General features: G+C 72.9%; 21 protein-coding genes. 12 read left to right on the forward strand and 9 right to left on the reverse strand.

Features of this window, described 5'->3' with window-relative positions; translation table 11 throughout:
• Nucleotides 1-618 (reverse strand): maltotransferase domain-containing protein (locus tag ACZ619_RS12310; protein ID WP_469597542.1); only part of this gene is annotated, 618 nt, incomplete at its 3' end.
• A gap of 103 nt (nt 619-721) precedes the next feature.
• Nucleotides 722-1,015, reverse strand: a complete 294-nt coding sequence (locus ACZ619_RS12315) for a DUF5133 domain-containing protein (protein ID WP_469597545.1) — start codon at nt 1,013-1,015, stop codon at nt 722-724.
• A 304-nt stretch (nt 1,016-1,319) separates the two neighbouring features.
• On the opposite strand from ACZ619_RS12315, the gene ACZ619_RS12320 reads away from it, so the two are divergent.
• Both ACZ619_RS12320 and glgX read left to right on the forward strand, forming a co-directional pair.
• Entirely contained in the window at nt 1,320-1,823 is a 504-nt protein-coding gene (locus ACZ619_RS12320; RefSeq protein ID WP_469597548.1) for a pep a2, read from the forward strand.
• A 23-nt stretch (nt 1,824-1,846) separates the two neighbouring features.
• Nucleotides 1,847-3,955: a glycogen debranching protein GlgX gene (glgX, locus tag ACZ619_RS12325; RefSeq protein ID WP_469598204.1), complete on the forward strand. Its 2,109-nt coding sequence runs from the start codon at nt 1,847-1,849 to the stop codon at nt 3,953-3,955.
• Nucleotides 3,956-4,031: 76 nt separating this feature from the next.
• Here the strand turns inward: glgX and ACZ619_RS12330 are convergent, their stop codons facing one another.
• Nucleotides 4,032-4,844, reverse strand: coding sequence for a VOC family protein (locus ACZ619_RS12330; RefSeq protein WP_469597550.1), 813 nt, complete (start codon nt 4,842-4,844; stop codon nt 4,032-4,034).
• 129 nt (nt 4,845-4,973) lie between these two features.
• On the opposite strand from ACZ619_RS12330, the gene ACZ619_RS12335 reads away from it, so the two are divergent.
• On the forward strand, nt 4,974-5,288 hold the full coding sequence (locus ACZ619_RS12335) for an ANTAR domain-containing protein (protein ID WP_469597553.1): 315 nt from the start codon (nt 4,974-4,976) through the stop codon (nt 5,286-5,288).
• A gap of 3 nt (nt 5,289-5,291) precedes the next feature.
• On the opposite strand, the gene ACZ619_RS12340 is transcribed toward ACZ619_RS12335, so the two are convergent.
• Complete coding sequence (locus ACZ619_RS12340; RefSeq protein WP_469597556.1) at nt 5,292-6,083, reverse strand: RNA polymerase sigma factor SigF; 792 nt, start codon at nt 6,081-6,083, stop codon at nt 5,292-5,294.
• Between the two features lie 315 nt (nt 6,084-6,398).
• On the opposite strand from ACZ619_RS12340, the gene ACZ619_RS12345 reads away from it, so the two are divergent.
• The 4 genes from ACZ619_RS12345 (at nt 6,399) to ACZ619_RS12360 (ending at nt 9,206) form a co-directional block, all read left to right on the forward strand.
• Entirely contained in the window at nt 6,399-6,854 is a 456-nt protein-coding gene (locus tag ACZ619_RS12345) for a MarR family winged helix-turn-helix transcriptional regulator (RefSeq protein ID WP_469597558.1), read from the forward strand.
• Nucleotides 6,851-7,678, forward strand: a complete 828-nt coding sequence (locus ACZ619_RS12350; RefSeq protein WP_469597560.1) for an ABC transporter ATP-binding protein — start codon at nt 6,851-6,853, stop codon at nt 7,676-7,678. The genes ACZ619_RS12345 and ACZ619_RS12350 overlap by 4 nt, the downstream gene beginning before the upstream one ends.
• Nucleotides 7,638-8,492: an ABC transporter permease gene (locus ACZ619_RS12355; RefSeq protein WP_469597563.1), complete on the forward strand. Its 855-nt coding sequence runs from the start codon at nt 7,638-7,640 to the stop codon at nt 8,490-8,492. Before ACZ619_RS12350 ends, ACZ619_RS12355 begins: the two co-directional genes overlap by 41 nt.
• Nucleotides 8,493-8,687: 195 nt before the next feature.
• Nucleotides 8,688-9,206, forward strand: coding sequence for a hypothetical protein (locus tag ACZ619_RS12360; protein WP_469597566.1), 519 nt, complete (start codon nt 8,688-8,690; stop codon nt 9,204-9,206).
• A gap of 6 nt (nt 9,207-9,212) precedes the next feature.
• Here ACZ619_RS12360 and hemC read toward each other — a convergent pair whose 3' ends face one another.
• The 4 genes from hemC to ACZ619_RS12380 form a co-directional block, all read right to left on the reverse strand.
• Nucleotides 9,213-10,148: a hydroxymethylbilane synthase gene (gene hemC, locus ACZ619_RS12365; RefSeq protein WP_469597568.1), complete on the reverse strand. Its 936-nt coding sequence runs from the start codon at nt 10,146-10,148 to the stop codon at nt 9,213-9,215.
• A 254-nt stretch (nt 10,149-10,402) separates the two neighbouring features.
• A complete protein-coding gene (locus ACZ619_RS12370; RefSeq protein ID WP_469597571.1) occupies nt 10,403-11,179 on the reverse strand; it encodes an NPP1 family protein in 777 nt (258 codons plus the stop codon).
• 105 nt (nt 11,180-11,284) lie between these two features.
• Nucleotides 11,285-12,262 (reverse strand): ATP-dependent DNA ligase, encoded by a 978-nt coding sequence (locus tag ACZ619_RS12375; protein ID WP_469598207.1) that lies wholly within the window; start codon nt 12,260-12,262, stop codon nt 11,285-11,287.
• A gap of 365 nt (nt 12,263-12,627) precedes the next feature.
• A complete protein-coding gene (locus ACZ619_RS12380; protein WP_469597574.1) occupies nt 12,628-14,094 on the reverse strand; it encodes an MFS transporter in 1,467 nt (488 codons plus the stop codon).
• 208 nt (nt 14,095-14,302) lie between these two features.
• On the opposite strand from ACZ619_RS12380, the gene ACZ619_RS12385 reads away from it, so the two are divergent.
• On the forward strand, nt 14,303-14,959 hold the full coding sequence (locus ACZ619_RS12385; protein WP_469597576.1) for a TetR/AcrR family transcriptional regulator: 657 nt from the start codon (nt 14,303-14,305) through the stop codon (nt 14,957-14,959).
• Here the strand turns inward: ACZ619_RS12385 and ACZ619_RS12390 are convergent.
• Entirely contained in the window at nt 14,943-15,983 is a 1,041-nt protein-coding gene (locus ACZ619_RS12390; RefSeq protein WP_469597578.1) for a zinc-dependent alcohol dehydrogenase, read from the reverse strand. The two genes, ACZ619_RS12385 and ACZ619_RS12390, sit on opposite strands and share 17 nt — an antisense overlap.
• 296 nt (nt 15,984-16,279) lie before the next feature.
• On the opposite strand from ACZ619_RS12390, the gene ACZ619_RS12395 reads away from it, so the two are divergent.
• From ACZ619_RS12395 to ACZ619_RS12410, 4 genes are all read left to right on the forward strand, one after another.
• Entirely contained in the window at nt 16,280-17,005 is a 726-nt protein-coding gene (locus ACZ619_RS12395; protein ID WP_469597580.1) for a response regulator transcription factor, read from the forward strand.
• A 346-nt stretch (nt 17,006-17,351) separates the two neighbouring features.
• Nucleotides 17,352-18,578 carry a cytochrome P450 gene (locus ACZ619_RS12400; protein WP_469597582.1) on the forward strand — a complete coding sequence of 409 codons (1,227 nt, stop codon included), beginning with the start codon at nt 17,352-17,354 and terminating at the stop codon, nt 18,576-18,578.
• Between the two features lie 29 nt (nt 18,579-18,607).
• Nucleotides 18,608-18,805, forward strand: a complete 198-nt coding sequence (locus tag ACZ619_RS12405) for a ferredoxin (protein ID WP_469597584.1) — start codon at nt 18,608-18,610, stop codon at nt 18,803-18,805.
• Nucleotides 18,802-19,986 (forward strand): NAD(P)/FAD-dependent oxidoreductase, encoded by a 1,185-nt coding sequence (locus ACZ619_RS12410; RefSeq protein ID WP_469597586.1) that lies wholly within the window; start codon nt 18,802-18,804, stop codon nt 19,984-19,986. The genes ACZ619_RS12405 and ACZ619_RS12410 overlap by 4 nt, the downstream gene beginning before the upstream one ends.
• The last annotated feature ends 27 nt before the right edge of the window (nt 19,987-20,013 follow it).

Here is a 20,013-nt window from a genome sequence, read left to right on the forward strand (position 1 = left end):
GAACTCGTACCAGGAACCGAACAGCGCCCGCTCGCGCTCCACGAGCAGCGGCAGCGGCTCGGAGGCGGTCACCAGCTCCCGCAGCGGATACCGGGAGAGGATCTCGTCCACCTCCGGAGCCAGCGCGGTCGCCAGCCGGACGGCGAGCGGGAGGGAGTCGTCGCCCAGGGCCCCGGCCGCGGCCAGCACCCGCTCGCGGTCCGCGGCCCCGGGGACCCCGGCGGCGGCGCGCTCGTAGAGCTCGGCGCCCTCCTCCAGGACCAGACCGGTGTCGATGCCCGCCGGGATCTTGACCCGGGCGTGGCGCCGCCAGGTGGTGAGCGGCGCGCTCCAGGCCTCCACGTGGTACGTCCAGCGGCCCGTCGCGTCCGGGGTGACCTCGGCTCCCCAGCGGTCGGTGCCGGGGACCAGCTCGCGCATCGGCGTCCAGGGCCCGCGGCGGCCCGCGGGGTCGCACAGCACGACATCGGCGCCGACCGCGTCGTGCCCCTCGCGGAACACGGTCGCGGTGACCTCGAAGGTCTCACCGGGGACCGCCTTCGCCGGGCGTCCGCCGCTCGCCACGGCGGGCCGGACGTCACGCACCGGAATGCGGCCGATGGCCTCAGTCGCCTTCATGGGTCTCACCTCCGCCGTGCGCGGAGCCGGGCCCGGGGCCCGGCTCCGCTGGTCCGTTGTGCGCCGGAGGACCGCTGTCCTCCCGCGAAGTCCGCCTGCGGTGTCACTGCCTCGCGGAGCGCCGGTCCGCGGGCGGACCCGGCCGGACCTTCCCGCTCAGCTGGGGACGCTCGGCCTGCTCCCGCACATAGGTGACGAGGCTGCTGCGCAGATAGCGCTCGGCCGCGTCCACCGCCTCCCGGGCGCAGCGCTTACCCATCAGCACGCACAGCGTGTAGCCCGAGTCCTCGAAGGTGGACCGCACCTCACGGTCGTGCGGCGAGGCGAGCATGACTCGCTCCCACGCCCGGTAGCGCCGCAGCTGCCGGGCCACCTCGGCCTTCGCGGGTAGCAGCATGGCCGTGTCGTTCCTTCCGACGCTCTCGAGTGGGCACGTGTCCCCGACGGTCGGGGGAGCGTCCGGGCACGCGGGGGCACGGAGCCGTTACGGCGAATCGAGGCTTTCACTCATGGTGCACACATGATGACCGAGCGTCTTGTTGGATCTTCAACCACCTCGTGCGGCTCTCGTGTTGCACGAATGGCGTAGCACCTCCACTGTGGAGATTACTCAGAAGCGATCAGCGCTCACGCTATGCGTCCGGAACCGATTTCCGGATGGTGAGGCGAGCGGGAGTTCCGCCGGTGAGGAGCAAGCGACAATGAAGACCGCAGTGCCCTGCTACTACCACCTCGACGTCGAGGTCAGCCCGGAGCGGGTGGGACAGGTCAGCCGCATCCTGGCCGCCCATCTGCGCTACTGGGACCTCGACAACCTCGTGGACCCCGTCTGCGGCGGCGCCGAGCTGCTGCTGCACGCCATCGACCAGCACGCCTCGGACAAGCACACGTCCATCGAGATGTGGTGGAACGGGCAGCACCTCATCACCGCCATCGGTGACGACGACCGGGACCTCCGCCCCGACCAGGACCTGCGCGCCTGCCTGGCGCACATCGCCGCCATGAGCGACGGCTGGGGGTGCTGCGCCTCGGACACCGGCAGCAAGATCATCTGGTTCTCGCAGCGGGCCCGGGCCGGCGAGCGCGTCCCGCTGGTCCCGACCGCGCCCACGCCCACCCTGCGGCACACGCTCCGGGTGCCCCGGACGCTTCCCGTCGCCCAGTTGGCGGCATCCGCCGACGGCGTCCTGGAGGGCGCCCGGTGAGTGTGCGCAGGTCCCGGAAAGGGGTGCCCGTGTGGAGCGGGCACCCCTACCCGTTGGGGGCCTCGTTCGACGGACAGGGCACCAACTTCGCCCTGTTCAGCGAGGTCGCCGAACGCGTCGACCTGATCCTGGTGGACGACGCCGGCACCGAGCGCACGGTGCCGGTGACCGAGGCCGACGGCTTCGTCTGGCACGCCTATCTGCCCGGCGTCGGCCCGGGGCAGCGCTACGGCTACCGGGTGACCGGCCCCTGGGACCCCGCCCTCGGCCACCGCTGCAATCCGGCGAAGCTGCTCCTCGACCCGTACGCCCGGGCGGTGGACGGCCAGATCGACAACCACGCCTCGCTGTACGAGCGCACCCCCGGCGGCCCGGCCCCGGCCGACAGCGCCGGACACTCGATGCTCGGCGTGGTCACCGACCCCTACTTCGACTGGGGCGACGACCGTCCGCCCCGGCGGCCGTACTCCGACTCGGTGATCTACGAGGCGCATGTCCGCGGCATCACCGTCACCCACCCGGACGTACCCGAACGGCTCAGGGGCAGTTACGCCGGCCTCGCGCACCCGGCGGTCCTGGAGCACCTGACCTCGCTCGGTGTCACCGCGGTGGAGCTGATGCCGGTCCACCAGTTCGTGCAGGACGGCGTCCTCCAGGACCGGGGGCTGTCCAACTACTGGGGCTACAACACCATCGGCTTCTTCGCGCCGCACAACGCCTACGCCGCGTTCGGCAGCCGGGGCCAGCAGGTCAACGAGTTCAAGGCGATGGTGAAGGCGATGCACGCGGCGGGGCTCGAAGTGATCCTCGACGTGGTCTACAACCACACGGCCGAGGGCAACGAGATGGGGCCCACGCTGTCCTTGCGGGGCATCGACAACGCCTCCTACTACCGGCTCGTCGACGGCGACTGGGCGCACTACTACGACACCACCGGCACCGGGAACAGCCTGCTGATGCGGCACCCCTACGTGCTCCAGCTGATCATGGACTCGCTGCGGTACTGGGTGACCGAGATGCACGTCGACGGCTTCCGCTTCGACCTCGCGGCCACCCTGGCCCGGCAGTTCCACGAGGTGGACCGCCTCTCGGCGTTCTTCGACCTCATCCAGCAGGACCCGGTCATCAGCCGCGTCAAGCTCATCGCCGAGCCCTGGGACGTGGGGGAGGGCGGCTACCAGGTCGGCAACTTCCCGCCGCTGTGGTCGGAGTGGAACGGCCGCTACCGGGACGCCGTACGGGACTTCTGGCGGGCCGAGCCCGGTTCGCTCGGCGAGTTCGCCTCCCGGCTCACCGGCTCCGCCGACCTGTACCAGCACAGCAGACGGCGGCCGCGGGCGAGCGTCAACTTCGTCACCGCGCACGACGGGTTCACGCTGCGCGACCTGGTGTCGTACAACGACAAGCACAACCAGGCCAACGGCGAGGGCAACCGGGACGGCGAGAGCCACAACCGGTCCTGGAACTGCGGTGCCGAGGGCGAGAGCGACGATCCCGCGGTCCTCGAACTGAGGGCCCGCCAGCAGCGCAACCTGCTCGCCACGCTGCTGCTCTCCCAGGGCATACCGATGCTCAGCCACGGCGACGAACTCGGCCGTACCCAGCGGGGCAACAACAACGCCTACTGCCAGGACAACGACGTCTCCTGGATCGACTGGGGGCTGACCGGCGAACAGCGCACGCTCGCCGACTTCACCCGGTACGTCATCGGGCTGCGCGCCGCCCATCCGGTGCTGCGCCGGCGCCGCTTCTTCCGCGGGGAGACCGCCGTGCACACCGGGCAGCCGCTGCCCGACCTGGTGTGGCTGCTGCCGGACGCCCGCGAGATGACCGACCGGGACTGGCAGCGTCCCGACGCGCACACGGTCGGCGTCTTCCTCAACGGCGACGCCATCGCCGAACGCGACCCGTACGGGCGGCGCCTGGTCGACGACTCGTTCCTGCTGCTGCTCAACGGCCACTGGGAACCGGTCGACTTCCGGCTGCCCGACGACTCCTACGGCGAGCGCTGGACGACCCTCATCGACACCGCCGACCCCGACGGGATCCCGGACGAACTCGAACGCAAGGCAGGCACCAGGCTCCGCGTGGAGGACCGGAGCCTGGTGCTGCTGTCACGTCCGTCCAAGTGAGGTGCCGGGCCGGGGGAGACCCCGTCGTGCGCGGCCACGGGTACCCCGCGGCCGCGCACGCGGTTCCCCGCGCCCCTCAGCGAGCCCCGCGTGACATCACCGTGAACTGCGCACCGTCCGGGTCCCGCAGCACCGCCTCGGTCTCCAGATCGCTCAGCACGCTGCCCCCGTGCTTCTCCGCCGCCCGCGCGCACTCCGCGGCGTCGACGACCGCGAAGTGCACCTGCCAGTGCGGCCGTACCGACGGATCGGGGGCCGCCTCCACCGCGCCCGAGTCGATACGGGCCACGACGTCCCCCCGGCTGCGCAGCACGACCTCGCCGCCCTCGTACTCGACCTCGCAGCAGCCGCTGCGGTCGGAGGCCCAGCCGAGGGTCTCGCCGTAGAAGATCGCCGAGTCGAACGCGTTGCGGGTGTGCAGCCGGATGAAGGTCGGGGCGGCCCGCCGCCAGGTCTCCCAGTTGGAGACCAGTTCGCCCTCCCAGATGCCGAAGACGGCGCCGTCCCGGTCGGCGATCAGCGCCGCCCGGCCGGGCGGGAAGGAGAGCGGGCCCACGGCCGGCGTGCCGCCGCGCTCCCGGGCCCGCGCCACCGCCTCGTCCGCGTCCGGCACGGCGAAGTACGGCGTCCACGCCACCGCCATCTGCCACATCGCGGCGACCGCGGCGATCCCCGCGACCGGTACGCCGTCCGCCAGGGCGATCCGGAAGTGGTCGCCGAGCCGGACGCTGCGCCATCGCCAGCCGAGCACGGCGGTGTAGAACTCCTCGGTCGCCTGGAGGTCACGGCTGGTCAGGCTGACCCAGCACGGGGCACCGAAGACCGAGTGGGTGGAGATGACGTCTCGCTTCTTCTTCGCGGGGCCGGGGGGAGGCGTGTCGTTGTTCATGGCACTCGCGTCCTGGTGTCGGGGCCGGCGGGGGGAACCGGCCTGACACCAGTCTCCAACCCTTGACGGCCAGCATGCCTGCCGAGTACCCCGGTGGCACTCGGCCGGACGAGTGACGACGATGGGTGGGTGAGCGAGAGCGAGCCGGACCGGATCCTCCATCTGGAGGAGCAGGTCGACCAGCTCAAGGAGGCCGTCGCCTCCCATGCCGTGGTGGACCAGGCCATCGGCATGGTGGTCGCGCTCGGCCGGGTGACGCCCGACGAGGGCTGGGAGGTCCTCAAGGAGGTCTCGCAGCACACCAACATCAAGCTGCGCAACGTCGCGGAGCTGATCCTCGTGTGGGGGCGCACCGGTGACATGCCGGCGGAGATCCGGGTCGAGCTGGCGGAGGCCCTGGAGCGTTACGGCCCGACCCAGATCCCCGGCGCCCCGCCCGTGTGAGCCTCAGACCGTCTCGGTCTGCAGTTCCTCGCGCAGCCGGTCGAAGCAGGCGCTGAGCAGCCGGGACACGTGCATCTGCGAGATGCCGAGCTGCTCGGCGATCCGGCTCTGGGTCATCCCGCCGAAGAACCGCAGGTAGAGGATGAGCCGGTCCCGTTCGGGCAGGTCCTGGAGGCAGGGCTCGGCCGCGGTGCGCTCGTCGACCAGGTCGTAGCCCGGGTCGGGGGCGCCCAGGGTGTCACCGAGCGCGTAGCCGTCGCCGCCGGGCACCTCGGCGTCCAGCGACAGCGCCGAGTAGCACTCCAGCGCCTCCATCCCGACGCGTACCTCGCTCTCGGTGAGCTGGGCCCGCTCCGCGATCTCGGCGACGGTGGGCGCGCGGCCCGGGACGGTCTGGCCCAGCTCCCGGAGGGCGGCCCGGACCCGGTTGCGCAGCTCCTGCACCCGGCGCGGCACGTGCAGGGTCCACATGTGGTCGCGGAAGTGCCGCTTGATCTCGCCGGTGATCGTCGGCACGGCGTACGCCTCGAAGGCCCGGCCGCGCGTCGGGTCGTAGCGGTCGACGGCCTTCACCAGGCCCAGCGCGGCCACCTGGTAGAGGTCCTCGGGGGTCTCCCCGCGGCCGCGGAACCGTACGGCGATCCGCTCGGCCATCGGCAGCCACAGCTCGACCAGCTCGTCGCGGAGCGCCCGGCGGGCCGGGCCCTCGGGCAGCGCGGCCAGCCGCGCGAAGTCCTGGGCCGTGTCGGGGGCGTCGTCGTGGGGGTGGGTCCTGGTGTCGCAGGTGGTACGCATCGCGCGCACCTCCCTCGGGGCATGCTGGGTGGACGGACACCGTGGGAGGAACGCGCTCGGACCCTCGGGGAGGACACGGGGCGGTCGGCCGAAGCCGGCTCCCACGCAGGTGCCTCCGGTCCGAAGCACTGAGCGTCGGATGCCCCGAATGGGGTAAAGAGAAACAAATGCTGCAAAAAGGTGAGATGCGTCTCATTTTCCCCGGCCGTTACCGGACTCTCCGTGCGGTGTCCCTGACGGGGGGTGCCCTGGAGGAGTGTGTCCTTGACCCTCCCTTGGGCGGAGATACCTCTGTAGCAGAGGTAATCTTCCGGTGTGGAATCGGGGACCTTTCCGGAGGAACTGGCCGACGCGATCGTCGGCATCCAGCGGCTGGTCCGTCGCCGGCTGCGCCGCGGACTCGCCCTGCCCCGGCTGCGCGGCGCCGAGGTCGAACTGCTGCGCCTCGTCGAGTCACGGCCCGGGATCGGCATCTCGGACGCCGCCAGGGAACTGCACCTGGCGAGCAACTCGGTGTCGACCCTGGTCAACCGGCTCGTCAAGGACGGCTACCTGCTCAGGGAGACCGACCCCGCGGACCGCCGGGCCGCCCGGCTGCTGCTCACCGAGGCCGCCGCGAAACGCCTCGCCGACTGGCGGCGCCGCCGCGCCGAACTGGTCGCCGGCCAGGTCGGGCGGCTCGATCCGACCGACCGGGCGGCACTGGCGGCGGCGCTTCCCGCGCTGCGCAGGCTCGCCGACACCCTGCACGAGGAGGCCGAGGAATCATGACGCCGGACACCGCCGCAGTCGCCTGCGCCGCACTCGCCTACTCCTTCGGCGAGACCAGAGCCGTCGACGGACTCGACCTGACCGTCGGGCGGGGCGAGGTCTTCGGACTGCTGGGCCCCAACGGGGCCGGCAAGACCACCGCCATCCGCTGCATCACCACCCTGCTCCCCGTCCCCGCAGGGATGGTCCGCGTCTTCGGGCACGACACCGGCCGGGAGCGGATGGCCGTCCGCAGACTGCTCGGCTACGTCCCGCAACAGCTGTCCGCCGACAGCGGGCTCACCGGACGCGAGAACGTCGCCCTGTTCGCCCGGGTCTTCGACGTACCCCGGCGCGAACGCGCCGAACGGGTCGCGCAGGCACTGGCGGCCGTGGACCTCGCCGACGCCGCCGACCGGCTCGCCGGCACCTACTCGGGCGGCATGGTACGCCGACTCGAACTGGCCCAGGCCCTGGTCAGCGCACCCCGGCTGCTGATCCTCGACGAACCGACCATCGGCCTCGACCCGATCGCCCGCACCGGCGTCTGGGACCAGATCGACGCCGTCCGCGCGGCCACCGGCATGACGGTCCTGGTCACCACCCACTACATGGACGAGGCCGACCAGCACTGCGACCGGGTCGGCCTGATGCACCGCGGCCGCATCCGCGCCCTCGGCACCCCCGCCGAACTCAGGCAGGGCCTCGCCGAACGCCAGGGCACCGACACCCTGCCCACCCTCGAAGACGTCTTCCGCGACGTGGCCGGCAGCGGCCTCGACGACCGGTCAGGAGGATTCCGCGATGTCCGAAGCACCCGCCGCACCGCGCACCGCGTCGGCTGAGCCCACGGCGGCGGCCTCCCTGCTGCTGACCCCGCCACGGCCCCGTCCCGGCTGGCGGCTGCTGCCCGCCCGGGTCGTCGCCATGTGCGCCGTGGAGCTCCAGAAGCTCCGCCACGACCGCACCGAGCTCTACACCCGGGCCGTCCAGCCCGCCCTGTGGCTGCTGATCTTCGGCCAGACCTTCACCCGGATCAAGGCGATACCCACCGGCGGCATCCCCTACATCGACTACCTCGCGCCCGGCATCATCGCCCAGTCCGCGATGTTCATCGCCATCTTCTACGGCATCCAGATCATCTGGGAGCGCGACGCCGGCATCCTCAACAAGCTCCTCGTCACCCCCACCCCGCGCTCCGCCCTCGTCACCGGCAAGGCGTTCGCGGCCGGGGTGAAGTCGCTGATCCAGGCCGTCGTGGTGATCGTCATCGCCGCGGTCCTCGGGGTCTCCCTCACCTGGAACCCGCTCAAGCTGCTCGGCGTCGGGCTGGCCGTCGTCCTCGCCTCGGCCTTCTTCTCCTGCCTGTCGATGAGCATCGCGGGCATCGTCCTCAGCCGCGACCGGCTGATGGGCATCGGACAGGCGATCACCATGCCGCTGTTCTTCGCCTCCAACGCCCTCTACCCCGTGGCGATCATGCCGGGCTGGCTCCAGGCCGTCAGCAAGGTCAACCCGCTCAGCTACCAGGTCGACGCCCTGCGCGGCCTGCTGCTCGGCACGCCCTCGCACCTCGCGCTCGACTTCGGCGTGCTGGCGGTGGCCGCCGCCCTCGGCATCACGGCCGCCTCCTCGCTGCTGGGCCGCCTGGCCCGCTGAACCCGTCCGGGGCCCCGGACGCCGACGTGATGTGCGGCACGCGACCGGGGTCCGGCCCGGGGCCCCGGCGGGGATAACCGCTGCGCAACGCTTGATCGCCGATCAAAGCGGGCGAACCCCCTGGCCACGGCCCATTCTGCGCATTTGACAGTGCGCTGAGCGCACGGATAGACAGCGTGGGTCGAGAGGGGCACTGTGTACGAGCCGAGCCTGGTCGGGGAGTGGCACGAGTACGACGAGCATGCCGGTCTGCGGGTCCGCGTCCACCGCCTGGAGGCGGCCGAGCCGCCGCGCGGCCGGGACGACGCCGCCGCCGGGCTCACGTACTTCAGTGTCCGGGTGACCGTCGAGAACCGCGGCTCGGGCCACTTCGGCGTCCAGCTGGAGGACGGTCAGGTCGACGTCCGGGTCGGCCCCGACGGGGAGGGCGCCTTCATCGACTGGCGCAGCTCCCAGTTCATCGAGGGCTTCGACGTCTACCCGCTGCGCCGCGCCACCGCCGTCCTCTACGCGGCGGCCCCGGAGGCGGCCCTGACCCAGGTGGACGTCCAGATCCAGCTGCGCGTCGACGAGGAGTGGACCGACCGCCGGCTGTGGGCGGGCGGCATCGGGACCGCGGAGTCGACGACCGCCTCCTGCCAGGGGGCCGGGCCGGGCGGCCTGGCCCACCAGGTGAGCGCCTTCCTCAAGGAGCAGACGGAGCCCGGCGCCTGACGCCGGTCAGTGCGGGATGCCGTCGATGATCTCGCGGGCACCCTGCCGCAGCAGGGCCACCGCGACCGACGTGCCGAGCGTGGCCGGGTCGAGCCGGCCCGCCCACTCGTGGGCGTTCAGCCGGGTCTTGCCGTCCGCGGTGAACACACAGGCGCGCAGCGACAGTTCACCGTCGTGCCCGGCCCGGGCGTACCCGGCGATCGGGCTGTTGCAGTGCCCCTGGAGCACATGCAGGAACATCCGCTCGGCGGTGGCCTCCCGGTAGGTGTCCGGGTCGCCCAGCTCGCTGACCACGTCGATCAGCTCGGAGTCGCCCTCACGGCACTGCAGGGCGAGGATGCCCGCGCCGATCGGCGGCATCATCGCCTCCGGGGACAGCACCTCGCTGATCACGTCCGTACGGCCGATCCGCTCCAGCCCCGACACCGCGAGCAGCAGCGCGTCCGCGTCGCCGGCGGCGAGCTTCTCCAGCCGGCGGTTGGCGTTGCCCCGGAACGGCACGCACTCCAGATGCGGACGGGTGGCGGCCAACTGGGCGACCCGGCGCACCGAGGAGGTGCCGATGCGGGTGCCGGCCGGCAGTTCGTCCAGGGTCAGGCCGCCCGGGTGGATCAGGGCGTCGCGGATGTCGTCGCGCTTCAGGAACGCCGCGAACACCGTCCCGGCGGGCAGCGGCCGGTCCGCCGGCACGTCCTTCACGCAGTGCACGGCGAGATCCGCCTCGCCGGTCAGCAGCGCGGCGTCCACCTCCTTGGTGAACGCCCCCTTGCCCTCCACCTGGGACAGGTCGCCCAGCCACTTGTCCCCGGTCGTCTTCACCGGGACCACCTCGGTGCGCATGTGCGGGAAGAGCGCCGCCAACTCGGCCCGGACACGGGCCACCTGAGCGAGCGCCATCGGCGAGTCACGGGAGACGATACGGATCAACTCGGGCACGGACATGGGAGACACCATAGACCCAAGTGGCACCTGAGGATCCCGACATCCTGTCGGACTTCGCCGGGGCCGCGCCGGGCCGCCGGCCCCCCGCCGACGCGCCCCGGCCGGTGCCGCGGGGCGGTCGGTGGACACGCTACGTGGGCCCGGGCGTCCTGGCCAGGGCGCGGCGCCGGAGGCGGTCGTGCCCCGGCCGGGACGCGGAGAAGGCGATTCGGACAACTTCCCCGCGCCCGGCGTCAGTTGTGCCCGCGCGGGAATCAGGCGTTCGGGTCGAACGAGATTCCCGAAGGCTTCGCCGAACTGAGGTGGGAGGCGAAATTCGCGTCCTTGAGGCCGAAGTTGGCGCTGCCGAAGTCGTAGGCGCTCAGCTTGTCGCGCAGGCCCGCCGGGTAGCCGTTCCAGCCGACCAGCGGCGGGTACTGCCAGGTGCCCTTGTGGTTCTCCGGCGGTTCGTCGTTGGAGTTGGCCAGCCGGAAGCAGTGGGTGCTGATGCCGTCCTTGTGGTAGACGATCTTGGCGTGCGTGCCGTCGAAGCGGACCTCGGAGGCCGCGTGCACGGTGAACGAGCCGTGGTTGGACGTCGACACGTACTGGATCTGGCCGTTCTGCACCCACACCACGACGTGCTCCCAGTCGTGCCGGTGCCCGCCGATGCTGCTGCCCGCGAGGGCCTGGTCCTTCTCGAAGTACAGGCCGTACATGTACGCGCACCAGCCGTTGTCGCACTTGTAGCGCGAGTAGCTGTTGGTGTTGTCGAGGTCGGAGGCGTCCCGGCACTCCCCGTTGAGGGCGCCGGTCGGCTTCAGCCCGCCGTTCACCGTGCCGTCGGGGCCGATCGCGGGTGTCGGGTAGCAGCCGTCGGTGTCGTAGTCGAACGCCGGCTGGTACGTGTTCTCGGCCGTCTCGGCGTTCGCGGGCAGTGCCTGCGGCGGGGCGGCGAAGGCCGCGGCGGGGAAGGCGACGACCAGGGCGGCGGCGCCGGCGAGACCGGTCAGCCATCTGCGGCGACCGATGCGGAACGTCCGTGACGACACGGGATCCTCCAACTGCTGCGGGGGGCAAGGCGGTTCAGCTTCGCGTTCGGTCAAGGATTTGCCAAGAGGCCGCGCGCGTACCGCCGGTGGATCCTGGTCCGACGGTCAGTCGGCGCGCTCCGCCTCCGCCGCGTCCCCGGGCAGGTCGGCCGCCGACTCCTCGGGCGTGAGGTCCGGGCGCAGCCGCAGCCAGGACGGCTGGCGCAGCAGCCCGTCCCGGGTCCGGGTGCTGTACCCGACCTCGCCGACCAGCCGGGGCAGCACCCAGTGGGCGCCCCGCACCGGCGGGACCGGGTCGAAGGGGCACACGCCGGTCCCGGCGGCCCGCAGCAGCGCGGCCAGCTCGGTCCGCTCGGCCTCGGTCCAGCCGGTGCCCACCCCGCCGACGTACCGGAGCCGTCCGTCGGCGGCGCGCTGGCCCGCGAGCACCGCGCCCGGCAGTCCCGCGAGCCGGCCCCGGCCCGGCAGCCAGCCGCCGACGATCACGTCCTCGGCCCGCAGGTTCCGGATCTTGACCCAGGCGCGGGACCGCACCCCCGGCTCGTACACCGAGTCCAGCCGCTTGCGGACCAGGCCCTCCAGCCCGTGCTCCCGGGTGGCCCGCAGCGCCTCGGCGCCGTGTCCGACGACGGCCCCCGGCGTCGACCAGTACGGCCCGTCCAGGCCCAGCGCCTCCAGCCGGGCCCGGCGCTCGGCGTACGGCACCCGCAGCAGCGGGGCGCCCGCCAGGTGCAGTACGTCGAACAGCACCAGATGGACCGGCGTCCGGGCGGCCAGGCGCGCGGCCCGGGCCGGGGCGTGGGCCAGGCCCATCCGGCCCTGCAGCGACTGGAAGTCGGCGCGGCCGCGGTCGTCCAGGACCAGTACCTCGCCGTCCAGGACCGCGGGCACCCGGCCCAGTGCCCCGCCGAGCGGACCCAGTTCGGGATAGGCGCCGGTGATCTCCTCGCCGGAGCGGGCGCGCAGCAGCAGGCTGCCGTCGCCGGGCAGGTAGACGACCGCGCGCTGGCCGTCCTGCTTGGTCTCGTAGGCCCACCGGGCGTCCTGCGCGGCGGGCGGCAGTCGGCCCGGGGTGGCGAGCATGGGCGGGATCAGCGGCAGGGCGGTGGTCACGGCAGAAGGTGTGGACCGCGCGCTGCCGCCGCACGCGCCTTCAGCCGCCGGTTCGCCCGAACGGTCCTCGGCGGCAGGATGTCGGATGCCGGCGGTCGGCGGAGGGGGCGGCACCGGCGCCGACCGGTAGGCCTGAGCGCGAGTCGGGCCCGGTCGCGGGCGTCCGGTCCGGTCGTCGCGCGGTGGATGCGGGTGCGCGCGGTCAACGGGGAGGCGAACGGCTTCCCGGCGGTTCCTCGTCGCGGTTCCTTGTCGGGACCGCCCTGTGCCACCGGTGTACGCGGTCCGCGCGGCCGTGGCCGCCGCCCCTCGGGCGACGGCCACGGCCGCACCGGTCAGCGCACCGACTCGGCCGAGGGCTCGGCGGTCGTCACCGGGGCGGGCTCCGCGGCCGCCGGGCGGCGGCCGGGCAGGAACGAGGCGAGGACGAAGGCCAGGGCGGCCGCGCCCGCGCCGATCGCCATGACGACCCTGAAGGCGTTCTCGGAGGGCAGCGTGGCGCCGCCGAGGCTGGTCGTCAGCTGGGCCAGGATCACGCCGGCCACCGCGCTGGCCACCGAGGTGCCGATGGACCGCATCAGCGTGTTGAGGCTGTTCGCGGCGGCCGTCTCCGACGCCGGGACGGCGCCCATGATCAGGGCGGGCATCGCGCCGTACGCGAAGCCGACGCCGGCGCCGATGACGCAGGACACCAGGACCAGGTGCCACACCTCGGACATCAGGACGATGTTCAGGCCGTAGCCGGCCGCCACGATCACCGCGCCGGTCATCAGTGTGACCTTGGGGCCCCGGGCCTTGGTGATGGCGGCGGAGACCGGTGCGAAGGCCATCATGACCAGGCCCTGCGGGGCCATCACCAGGCCGACCGTCATCATCGACCTGCCCAGGCCGTAGCCCGTCTGGGTGGGCAGCTGGAGCAGCTGCGGGAGCACCAGGGACATCGCGAACATCGAGAAACCGAACGCGATCGAGGCGAGGTTGGTGAAGAGCACCTGGCGGCGGACCGTGGTGCGCAGGTCGACCAGCGGCTCGCCGGTGCGCAGCTCGAAGAAGCCCCAGGCCACGAGGACCACCACGGCGAGCCCGAACAGACCGAGCGTGGTGCCGCTGGTCCAGCCCCAGTCGGCGCCCTTGGAGACCGCGAGCAGCAGCGAGACCAGACCGACGGCCAGACCCGCGGCGCCGACCGCGTCGAAGTGGCCGCCCGAACGCACCTTGGACTCCGGCACCAGCAGCATGACCAGGGCGAAGGCGACGACGCCGAGGGAGGCCGAGGTCCAGAACAGCACATGCCAGTCGAAGTGGTCGGCGATGAAGGCCGCGGTCGGCAGCCCCAGCGCGCCGCCGACCCCGAGCGAGGCGCTCATCAGGGCCGTGGAGCCCGCGAGGCGCTCCGGCGGCAGCTCGTCGCGCATGATGCTGATGCCGAGCGGCACCACGGCGGACGACAGACCCTGCAGGGCGCGGCCGACGATCATCGGGACCAGCGAGTCGCTCAGCCCGCACACGACCGAGCCGCCGACCAGCAGCACCAGGCTGACCAGCAGCATCAGCCGCTTGCCGAACATGTCACCGATACGGCCGGCCACCGGCGTGGCCACGGCGGCGGCCAGCAGGGTCGCGGTCACCGCCCAGGCCGCGTTGGACGCGGAGGCGTCCAGGTACGTCGGCAGCTCCGGGACGATCGGGATCACCAGGGTCTGCATCAGCGAGACGGTGATACCGGCCAGGGCCAGCACCGCCACCACCGCGTTGGGGTTGGGCCGCGCGGGACTCGCGGACCCGACAGGGGCTTCGGACATGGGACAGGGCCTCCGTAGGCAAGAAAAGGGGCGACCGTGACTGTTTAAGTCAGTCGCTTGACTTACTGTACTGGCAGCCCGGGACCGCGCCCGGCGCCGCCGCCGCGTAGGCTTCTCCGGCTGGACCTCGCCGCCCCGGGCGAGGCAACGGCACGGCGCGCGGGACGGGCCGGGCCGGGTGGTGCACGGTCCCGGAGCGGTGGTGGGCATGGCGGGCAGGGCGGCGCGGTCGGAGCAGGTCAGCGCGACGCGGGAGGCCATCCTGGGCGCGGCGGAGCGGCTCTTCGCCGAGCACGGCGTGTACGCCGTCTCCAACCGGCAGGTCAGCGAGGCCGCGGGCCAGGGCAACAACGCCGCCGTCGGCTACCACTTCGGCACCAAGGCCGACCTGGTCCGGGCCATCGCGGCGCGCCACTTCGGGCAGATCGAGGAGATCCGGGTCGGCCTGGTGGCCGCGCTCGACGACTCCGCCGACCTGCGCGACTGGGTGGACTGCCTGGTCCGCCCGATCACCGAACACCTCGCCGGCCTCTCCGGCCCCACCTGGTACGCCCGCTTCTGCGCCCAGGTGGCGACCGACCCGGCCCTCTACGAGATCATGGTCGAGGAGTCCCTCGCCTCGCCCTCGCTGCGCGAGGCCGTCGCGGGGCTCACCCGCCGGATGCCCCAGCTGCCCCCCGAGGTCCGCGCCGAACGCGGCGACATGGCCCGGACGCTGATCCTGCACATCTGCGCCGAGCGGGAGCGGGCCCTCGCCGAGGGCACCGCCACCCCGCGCGCCACCTGGGGCGACGCGGCCACGGGACTCACCGACGCGCTCCTCGGCCTGTGGCTGGCGCCGGTCACCGCTACGCATCGAAGGTGACGACGACCTTCTCGGCGGCGCCGGGCGTGAGCGCGAGCCGGAAGGCCTCGTCCACCTCGGTGAACGGGACCCGGTGGCTGATCAGCCGGGCGAACCGCTCGTGGTGCTCGACCAGTTCCGGGGTGACCTCGAAGATCTCGCTCGGGTAGCCCTGCGAGGCGACCAGGGTCAGCTCGCTGCGCAGCATGCCGCCGAGGTCGACCTCGCCCTTCTTCTGCACGGCGACCATGACCAGCCGGGCGTGCCACCGCGCGTTGGCCACCACGGTGTCGAAGACGGCCGGTGCGCCGGCCGCGTCGATGTAGACGTCGGTGCCGGGGCGGGGCTGGCCCAGCGCGTTGGCGCTCTGTCCGTGCAGTTCGGTCAGGCGCGCGGTGACGTCCTCCTCGGCCGGGTTGACGACCGCGTCCGCGCCCACGGCCAGCGCCTTCTCCAGCCGGGACGGAATGACGTCGGCGACCACCACGTGCCCGACGCCCCGCAGCTTCAGCCAGATCGCGGCGCCGAGGCCGATCGGGCCGGCGCCGAAGACGACCACCTGGTCGTCCGGTCCCGCCTCGGAGCGGTTGACGGCGTGCCGGGAGACCGCCAGCGGTTCGTTGAGGGCGGCGACGTCGAAGGGCACCGTGTCCGGGAACACCGTGACGCTCCGGCCCGCCTCGGCGTTCTCGATCAGCAGGTACTCGCTCAGGGCGCCGTATCGGCCGCCGCAGCCGATGATCCCGCTGGGCGCGGCCTGCGGGTTCACGACCACCCGGTCGCCCACCCGGAGCCCCGTGACCTCGGCGCCGGCCTCGACGATCTCGCCGGCCGGCTCGTGGCCGAGGGGGACCGGGACCAGGTCGCCGCCCAGGTGGGCGCGGGCGGGCATGCCGCCCATGTGCAGGAAGGTGACATCCGTGCCGCAGATCCCGCCCGCGCGGATCCTCAGCAGGACGTCCCTGGGGCCGGGCACGGGACGCTCGACGTCCACGACCTCGATCCTGCCGACGCCACCGGTCTGTACGGACTTCATCGTGGCCATGGGGTGACTCTCGCTCTCTGGATGCGCTGACCCGGGAAGGGGCCCGGGTGGCCCGGGTGGCGGTTCCGGCGGGAGGGGTCCTCCCGGGCCGGGCGCCGGACGGGGGAGTGGGCCGGCGCCCGGCCCGGGGGCGCGCCGGTCCCCGTCCCCACGGGCCCGGCGCCAGGGCCCGTCCGCCGGGCGGGCCCCCGGGGGCCTCCGCTCAAGGCGCCCCGGTTACTTGAGTTAGGCAAGCACATATGGCTTACTTGAGTCAAGCAAGCGAATTGCCCGTACCTTCGAACGAATGGCCCCCCATGTACGGCAGCTCCCCGGCCCCCCAGGTCCTCGCCCGTGGCAGCGGACAGCGCCTCCTGGTCGCCTCGGGTGATCCGGACACCGCCGAACTCCTCGCCACGACAATGGAGTTGGCCGGCTACCGGATCGGCGTCGCGGCGAACGGCGCACAGGTGGCCCGGCGGCTCGCGGAGCACCGCTTCGACCTGGTCGTGCTGGACGCCGACCTGCCCGGGCTCGGCGAGCTGGGTCAGGGCGGCCGGTTCAGGCCGGCCTACCGTCCGCCCGTCCTCCTGCTGGCCGGCAGTGACTCCCTGGCCCGTCTGGTGCCCCGGCTCGCCAGTGGACTGCGGGACTACGTCACCAAGCCCTTCCGGATCGCCGAGGTCCTCGCCCGGGTGAAGGTGCTGCTTCGGGATGCCGGTGCCGGCGCTTGTCCGGGGGCCGGGCCGCACTACGCCGACCTGGTGCTGGACGACGCCACCTGCCGGGCCCGGCGGGACGCCGCCACCCTCGACCTCACCCCCGCCGAGTACCGGCTGCTGCGTCACCTGCTCGTCAACGCCCACAAGGTGCTGTCCAAGGAGCAGATCAGCCGCCACGTCTGGGGTGAGTTCCGGGGGGACAACGCCATCGAACAGCTGGTCTCCCGGCTGCGGCGCAAGGTGGACCGGGGCGGTTCCGCGCTGATCCACACCCGGCGGGGCTTCGGCTACTGGCTGGGGGACTCGTCCGGCGATGTGTGAGCGCTTCGCAGCGTGATCCGGGAGCAAATGCGCGCCATGTGTGTGACCTGTCCCTCCGTCGTGCCGCCGAGGGGTGTGGGGGAGGGGCGGCGTCCACCGTCGGGTACATGTGCCACGCCTGATGTCAGATCAACGACGGCTTGCTGGGCGGCAGTTGATGAGCCCTGCCACTGATGCGCGGTTCAGGGCAACGGCGTCGCCGTGTGATCCGGGCCACGTCAGCCGGTTGTCAGCGAACTGACCGGAAGTGGTCAGCCCAGCCTGTTTGCATGTGCTCATCGAGGCCTCGTACCCATCGACCCTGTGCTCCGCCCCGAGCGGAGTCCCCCACCCCGAGGAGACAGAGATGGCCGACCCCCTGACCGGCACCGGCCCGGCCGCCGCGCAGGCTCCCGACTTCCCGATGCCCCGGGCCGCCCGCTGCCCCTTCGACCCGCCCCCGGGCCTCGGTGCCGCCCGGGACGAGGGGCCGCTCACCAGGGTCCGGCTCTGGGACGGCAAGGACTACTGGCTGCTCACGCGGTACGCCGACCAGCGGGCCGTGCTGCTCGACCCGAGGGTCAGCGCGGAGGCCGACCGCCCCGGATACCCGCTCCAGGCACCCAGCAACGGCAAGAACAACATCAGCTTCATCATGATGGACGACCCCGAGCACTCCCGGCTGCGCCGCATGGTCACCGCGCCCTTCGCCGTCAAGCGCGTCGACGCCATGCGGCCCGCGGTGCAGAGGATCGTGGACGACCTGGTCGACGCGATGCTGGCCGGTCCGAACCCCGTCGACCTGGTCGAGGCCTTCGCGCTCCCGGTGCCCTCGCTGGTCATCTGCGCCCTGCTCGGCGTGCCCTACGCCGACCACGGCTTCTTCCAGGACAACAGCAAGCTCCTCATCAGCCGGGACACCTCCGTCGAGGACCGGACGGCCGCCCACGGAAGGCTGGTGGAGTACCTCGACCACCTGATGGGCGAGAAGTCGGAGCACCCGGCCGACGACCTGCTCTCCGGGCTCGTGGCCCGGGTGCGGGCCGGCGAGCTGACCCGGCTGGGCGCCGCGCAGATGGGCGTCCTGCTGCTGCTCGCCGGGCACGAGACCACCGCCAACATGATCGCGCTCGGCACCCTCGCCCTGCTCGAACACCCCGAGCAGCTCGCCCTGTTGCGCGAGACCGACGACCCGAGGGCGATCGCCGCCGCGGTCGAGGAACTGCTGCGCTACCTGAGCATCGTGCACAGCGGCCGGCGCCGGGCGGTGCTGGCGGACATCGAGGTCGCCGGACAGGTCATCCGGGCCGGCGAGGGCGTGATCATGCCCGGCGAGATCGCCAACCGCGACCCCGAGGTCTTCCCCGACCCGGACCGCCTCGACCTGACCCGCGACGCCCGCCGCCATGTCGCCTTCGGCTTCGGCGTCCACCAGTGCCTGGGCCAGCCGCTGGCCCGGATGGAGCTCCAGGTGGTCTACGGCACCCTCTACCGCCGTGTCCCCACCCTGCGGCTCGCCGCCGCCGTCGACGACCTGCCCTTCAAGCACAACGGAGGCGTGTACGGCGTCCACGAACTCCCCGTCACCTGGTGACCCACCCCCCTGAAAGCAAGGAGAACACCATGCACGTCGAACTGGACGAACCGAAGTGCGTCGCGTCCGGGCAGTGCGTCCTCGTCGCCCCCGAGGTCTTCGACCAGCGGGACGAGGACGGCATCGCCTTCGTGATCGACGGGAAGCCCGCCGCGGACACCCTGGACGCCGTCCGGGAGGCCGTGGCGATCTGCCCGGCCGCCGCGATCCGCCTGGCGGACGGGTGAACCGGATCGTGGTCGTCGGCGCCTCCGCTGCCGGCCTCGCGGCGGCCGAGACGCTCCGCCGCGAGGGCTACGACGGCACGCTCACCCTCGTCGGCGACGAACCCCACGCGCCCTACGACCGGCCGCCGTTGTCCAAGCAGGTGCTGTCCGCCGCATGGGCGCCGGACCGGGTGGCACTGCGAACACCGACCGAACTCGACGCCCTGGAGCTGGAGTTGCGGCTCGGGGTGGCCGCGAGCGGGCTGGACGTGGCGGACCGTACGGTGCGTCTGGCCGACGGCGCGGAGCTGTCCTACGACGGGCTGATCGTGGCCACGGGCGTGCGACCGCGCCGGCTGCCGGGGGAGGGGGCGCATGTGCTGCGCACCCTCGACGACGCGCTCACCCTGCGGGAGCGGCTCGGGCCGGGGCGGCGGCTGGTGGTGGTCGGCGCCGGGTTCCTCGGTGCCGAGGCCGCGGCCGTCGCCCGGCAGCTGGGCGCGCGGGTGACGCTCCTCGAACCGGCGCCGGTGCCGCTCGCGCACGCGGTCGGCGAGGAGGTGGGGCGGGTGCTGTCCCGGGCCCATCTGGAGCGGGGCGTGGACCTGCGGACCGGGGTCACCGTGACCGAGGCGACCGGGGAGGGGGTGCGGCTCGCCGGCGGGGAGGTGGTGGAGGCCGACGAGGTACTGGTCGCGATCGGCTCCCTGCCGAACACGGACTGGCTGGCCGGGAGCGGGCTCACGGTGGGCGACGGGATCGTCTGCGACGAGTACTGCGCGGCCGCCTGGGGGTCCCCCCGGCCGGAGGCTGGGGGAGTGTACGCGGCCGGGGACGTGGCCCGTTGGCACAACCCGTTGTTCGGGGTCTCCATGCGGGTCGAGCACCGGACGAACGCGGCGGAGCAGGGCATGGCCGCGGCGCGCAACCTCCTCGCCCCCGGGGCGCGCAAGGCGTTCGCGCCGGTGCCGTACTTCTGGTCGGACCAGTACGGGATGAAGGTCCAGGCGTACGGCTGTCTGCGCGGGCACGAGGAAGTGCGCCTGGTGGCGGGGGAGTGGGAAGAGGCGCGGTTCGTGGCCGCGTACCGCACGGGGGAGCGGCTGAGCGGGGTGCTCGCGGTGGGGATGCCGCCGAAGGTGCTGCGGGGGTGGCGGCAGGCCGTTGCGGTCGGGGCGGCCTGGAAGGAAGCGGTGAGCTGACCGGGGGATCGGTGGTGGGTGAACTGC

The sequence above is a fragment of the Streptomyces sp. NPDC104367 genome (genome assembly GCF_055583825.1).

Bases quoted from the DNA above. Each gene is read 5' to 3' on its own strand.
- ACZ619_RS12375 (WP_469598207.1), bottom strand. From the start codon at position 12,262: ATGCTCGCCACCCCGGGCCGACTGCCGCCCGCCGCGCAGGACGCCCGG.
- ACZ619_RS12380 (WP_469597574.1), bottom strand. From the start codon at position 14,094: ATGTCCGAAGCCCCTGTCGGGTCCGCGAGTCCCGCGCGGCCCAACCCC.
- hemC (WP_469597568.1), bottom strand. From the start codon at position 10,148: ATGTCCGTGCCCGAGTTGATCCGTATCGTCTCCCGTGACTCGCCGATG.
- ACZ619_RS12405 (WP_469597584.1), top strand. From the start codon at position 18,608: ATGCACGTCGAACTGGACGAACCGAAGTGCGTCGCGTCCGGGCAGTGC.
- ACZ619_RS12330 (WP_469597550.1), bottom strand. From the start codon at position 4,844: ATGAACAACGACACGCCTCCCCCCGGCCCCGCGAAGAAGAAGCGAGAC.
- ACZ619_RS12355 (WP_469597563.1), top strand. From the start codon at position 7,638: ATGTCCGAAGCACCCGCCGCACCGCGCACCGCGTCGGCTGAGCCCACG.
- ACZ619_RS12350 (WP_469597560.1), top strand. From the start codon at position 6,851: ATGACGCCGGACACCGCCGCAGTCGCCTGCGCCGCACTCGCCTACTCC.
- ACZ619_RS12395 (WP_469597580.1), top strand. From the start codon at position 16,280: ATGTACGGCAGCTCCCCGGCCCCCCAGGTCCTCGCCCGTGGCAGCGGA.
- ACZ619_RS12390 (WP_469597578.1), bottom strand. From the start codon at position 15,983: ATGGCCACGATGAAGTCCGTACAGACCGGTGGCGTCGGCAGGATCGAG.
- ACZ619_RS12400 (WP_469597582.1), top strand. From the start codon at position 17,352: ATGGCCGACCCCCTGACCGGCACCGGCCCGGCCGCCGCGCAGGCTCCC.
- ACZ619_RS12340 (WP_469597556.1), bottom strand. From the start codon at position 6,083: ATGCGTACCACCTGCGACACCAGGACCCACCCCCACGACGACGCCCCC.
- ACZ619_RS12315 (WP_469597545.1), bottom strand. From the start codon at position 1,015: ATGCTGCTACCCGCGAAGGCCGAGGTGGCCCGGCAGCTGCGGCGCTAC.
- ACZ619_RS12385 (WP_469597576.1), top strand. From the start codon at position 14,303: ATGGCGGGCAGGGCGGCGCGGTCGGAGCAGGTCAGCGCGACGCGGGAG.
- ACZ619_RS12320 (WP_469597548.1), top strand. From the start codon at position 1,320: ATGAAGACCGCAGTGCCCTGCTACTACCACCTCGACGTCGAGGTCAGC.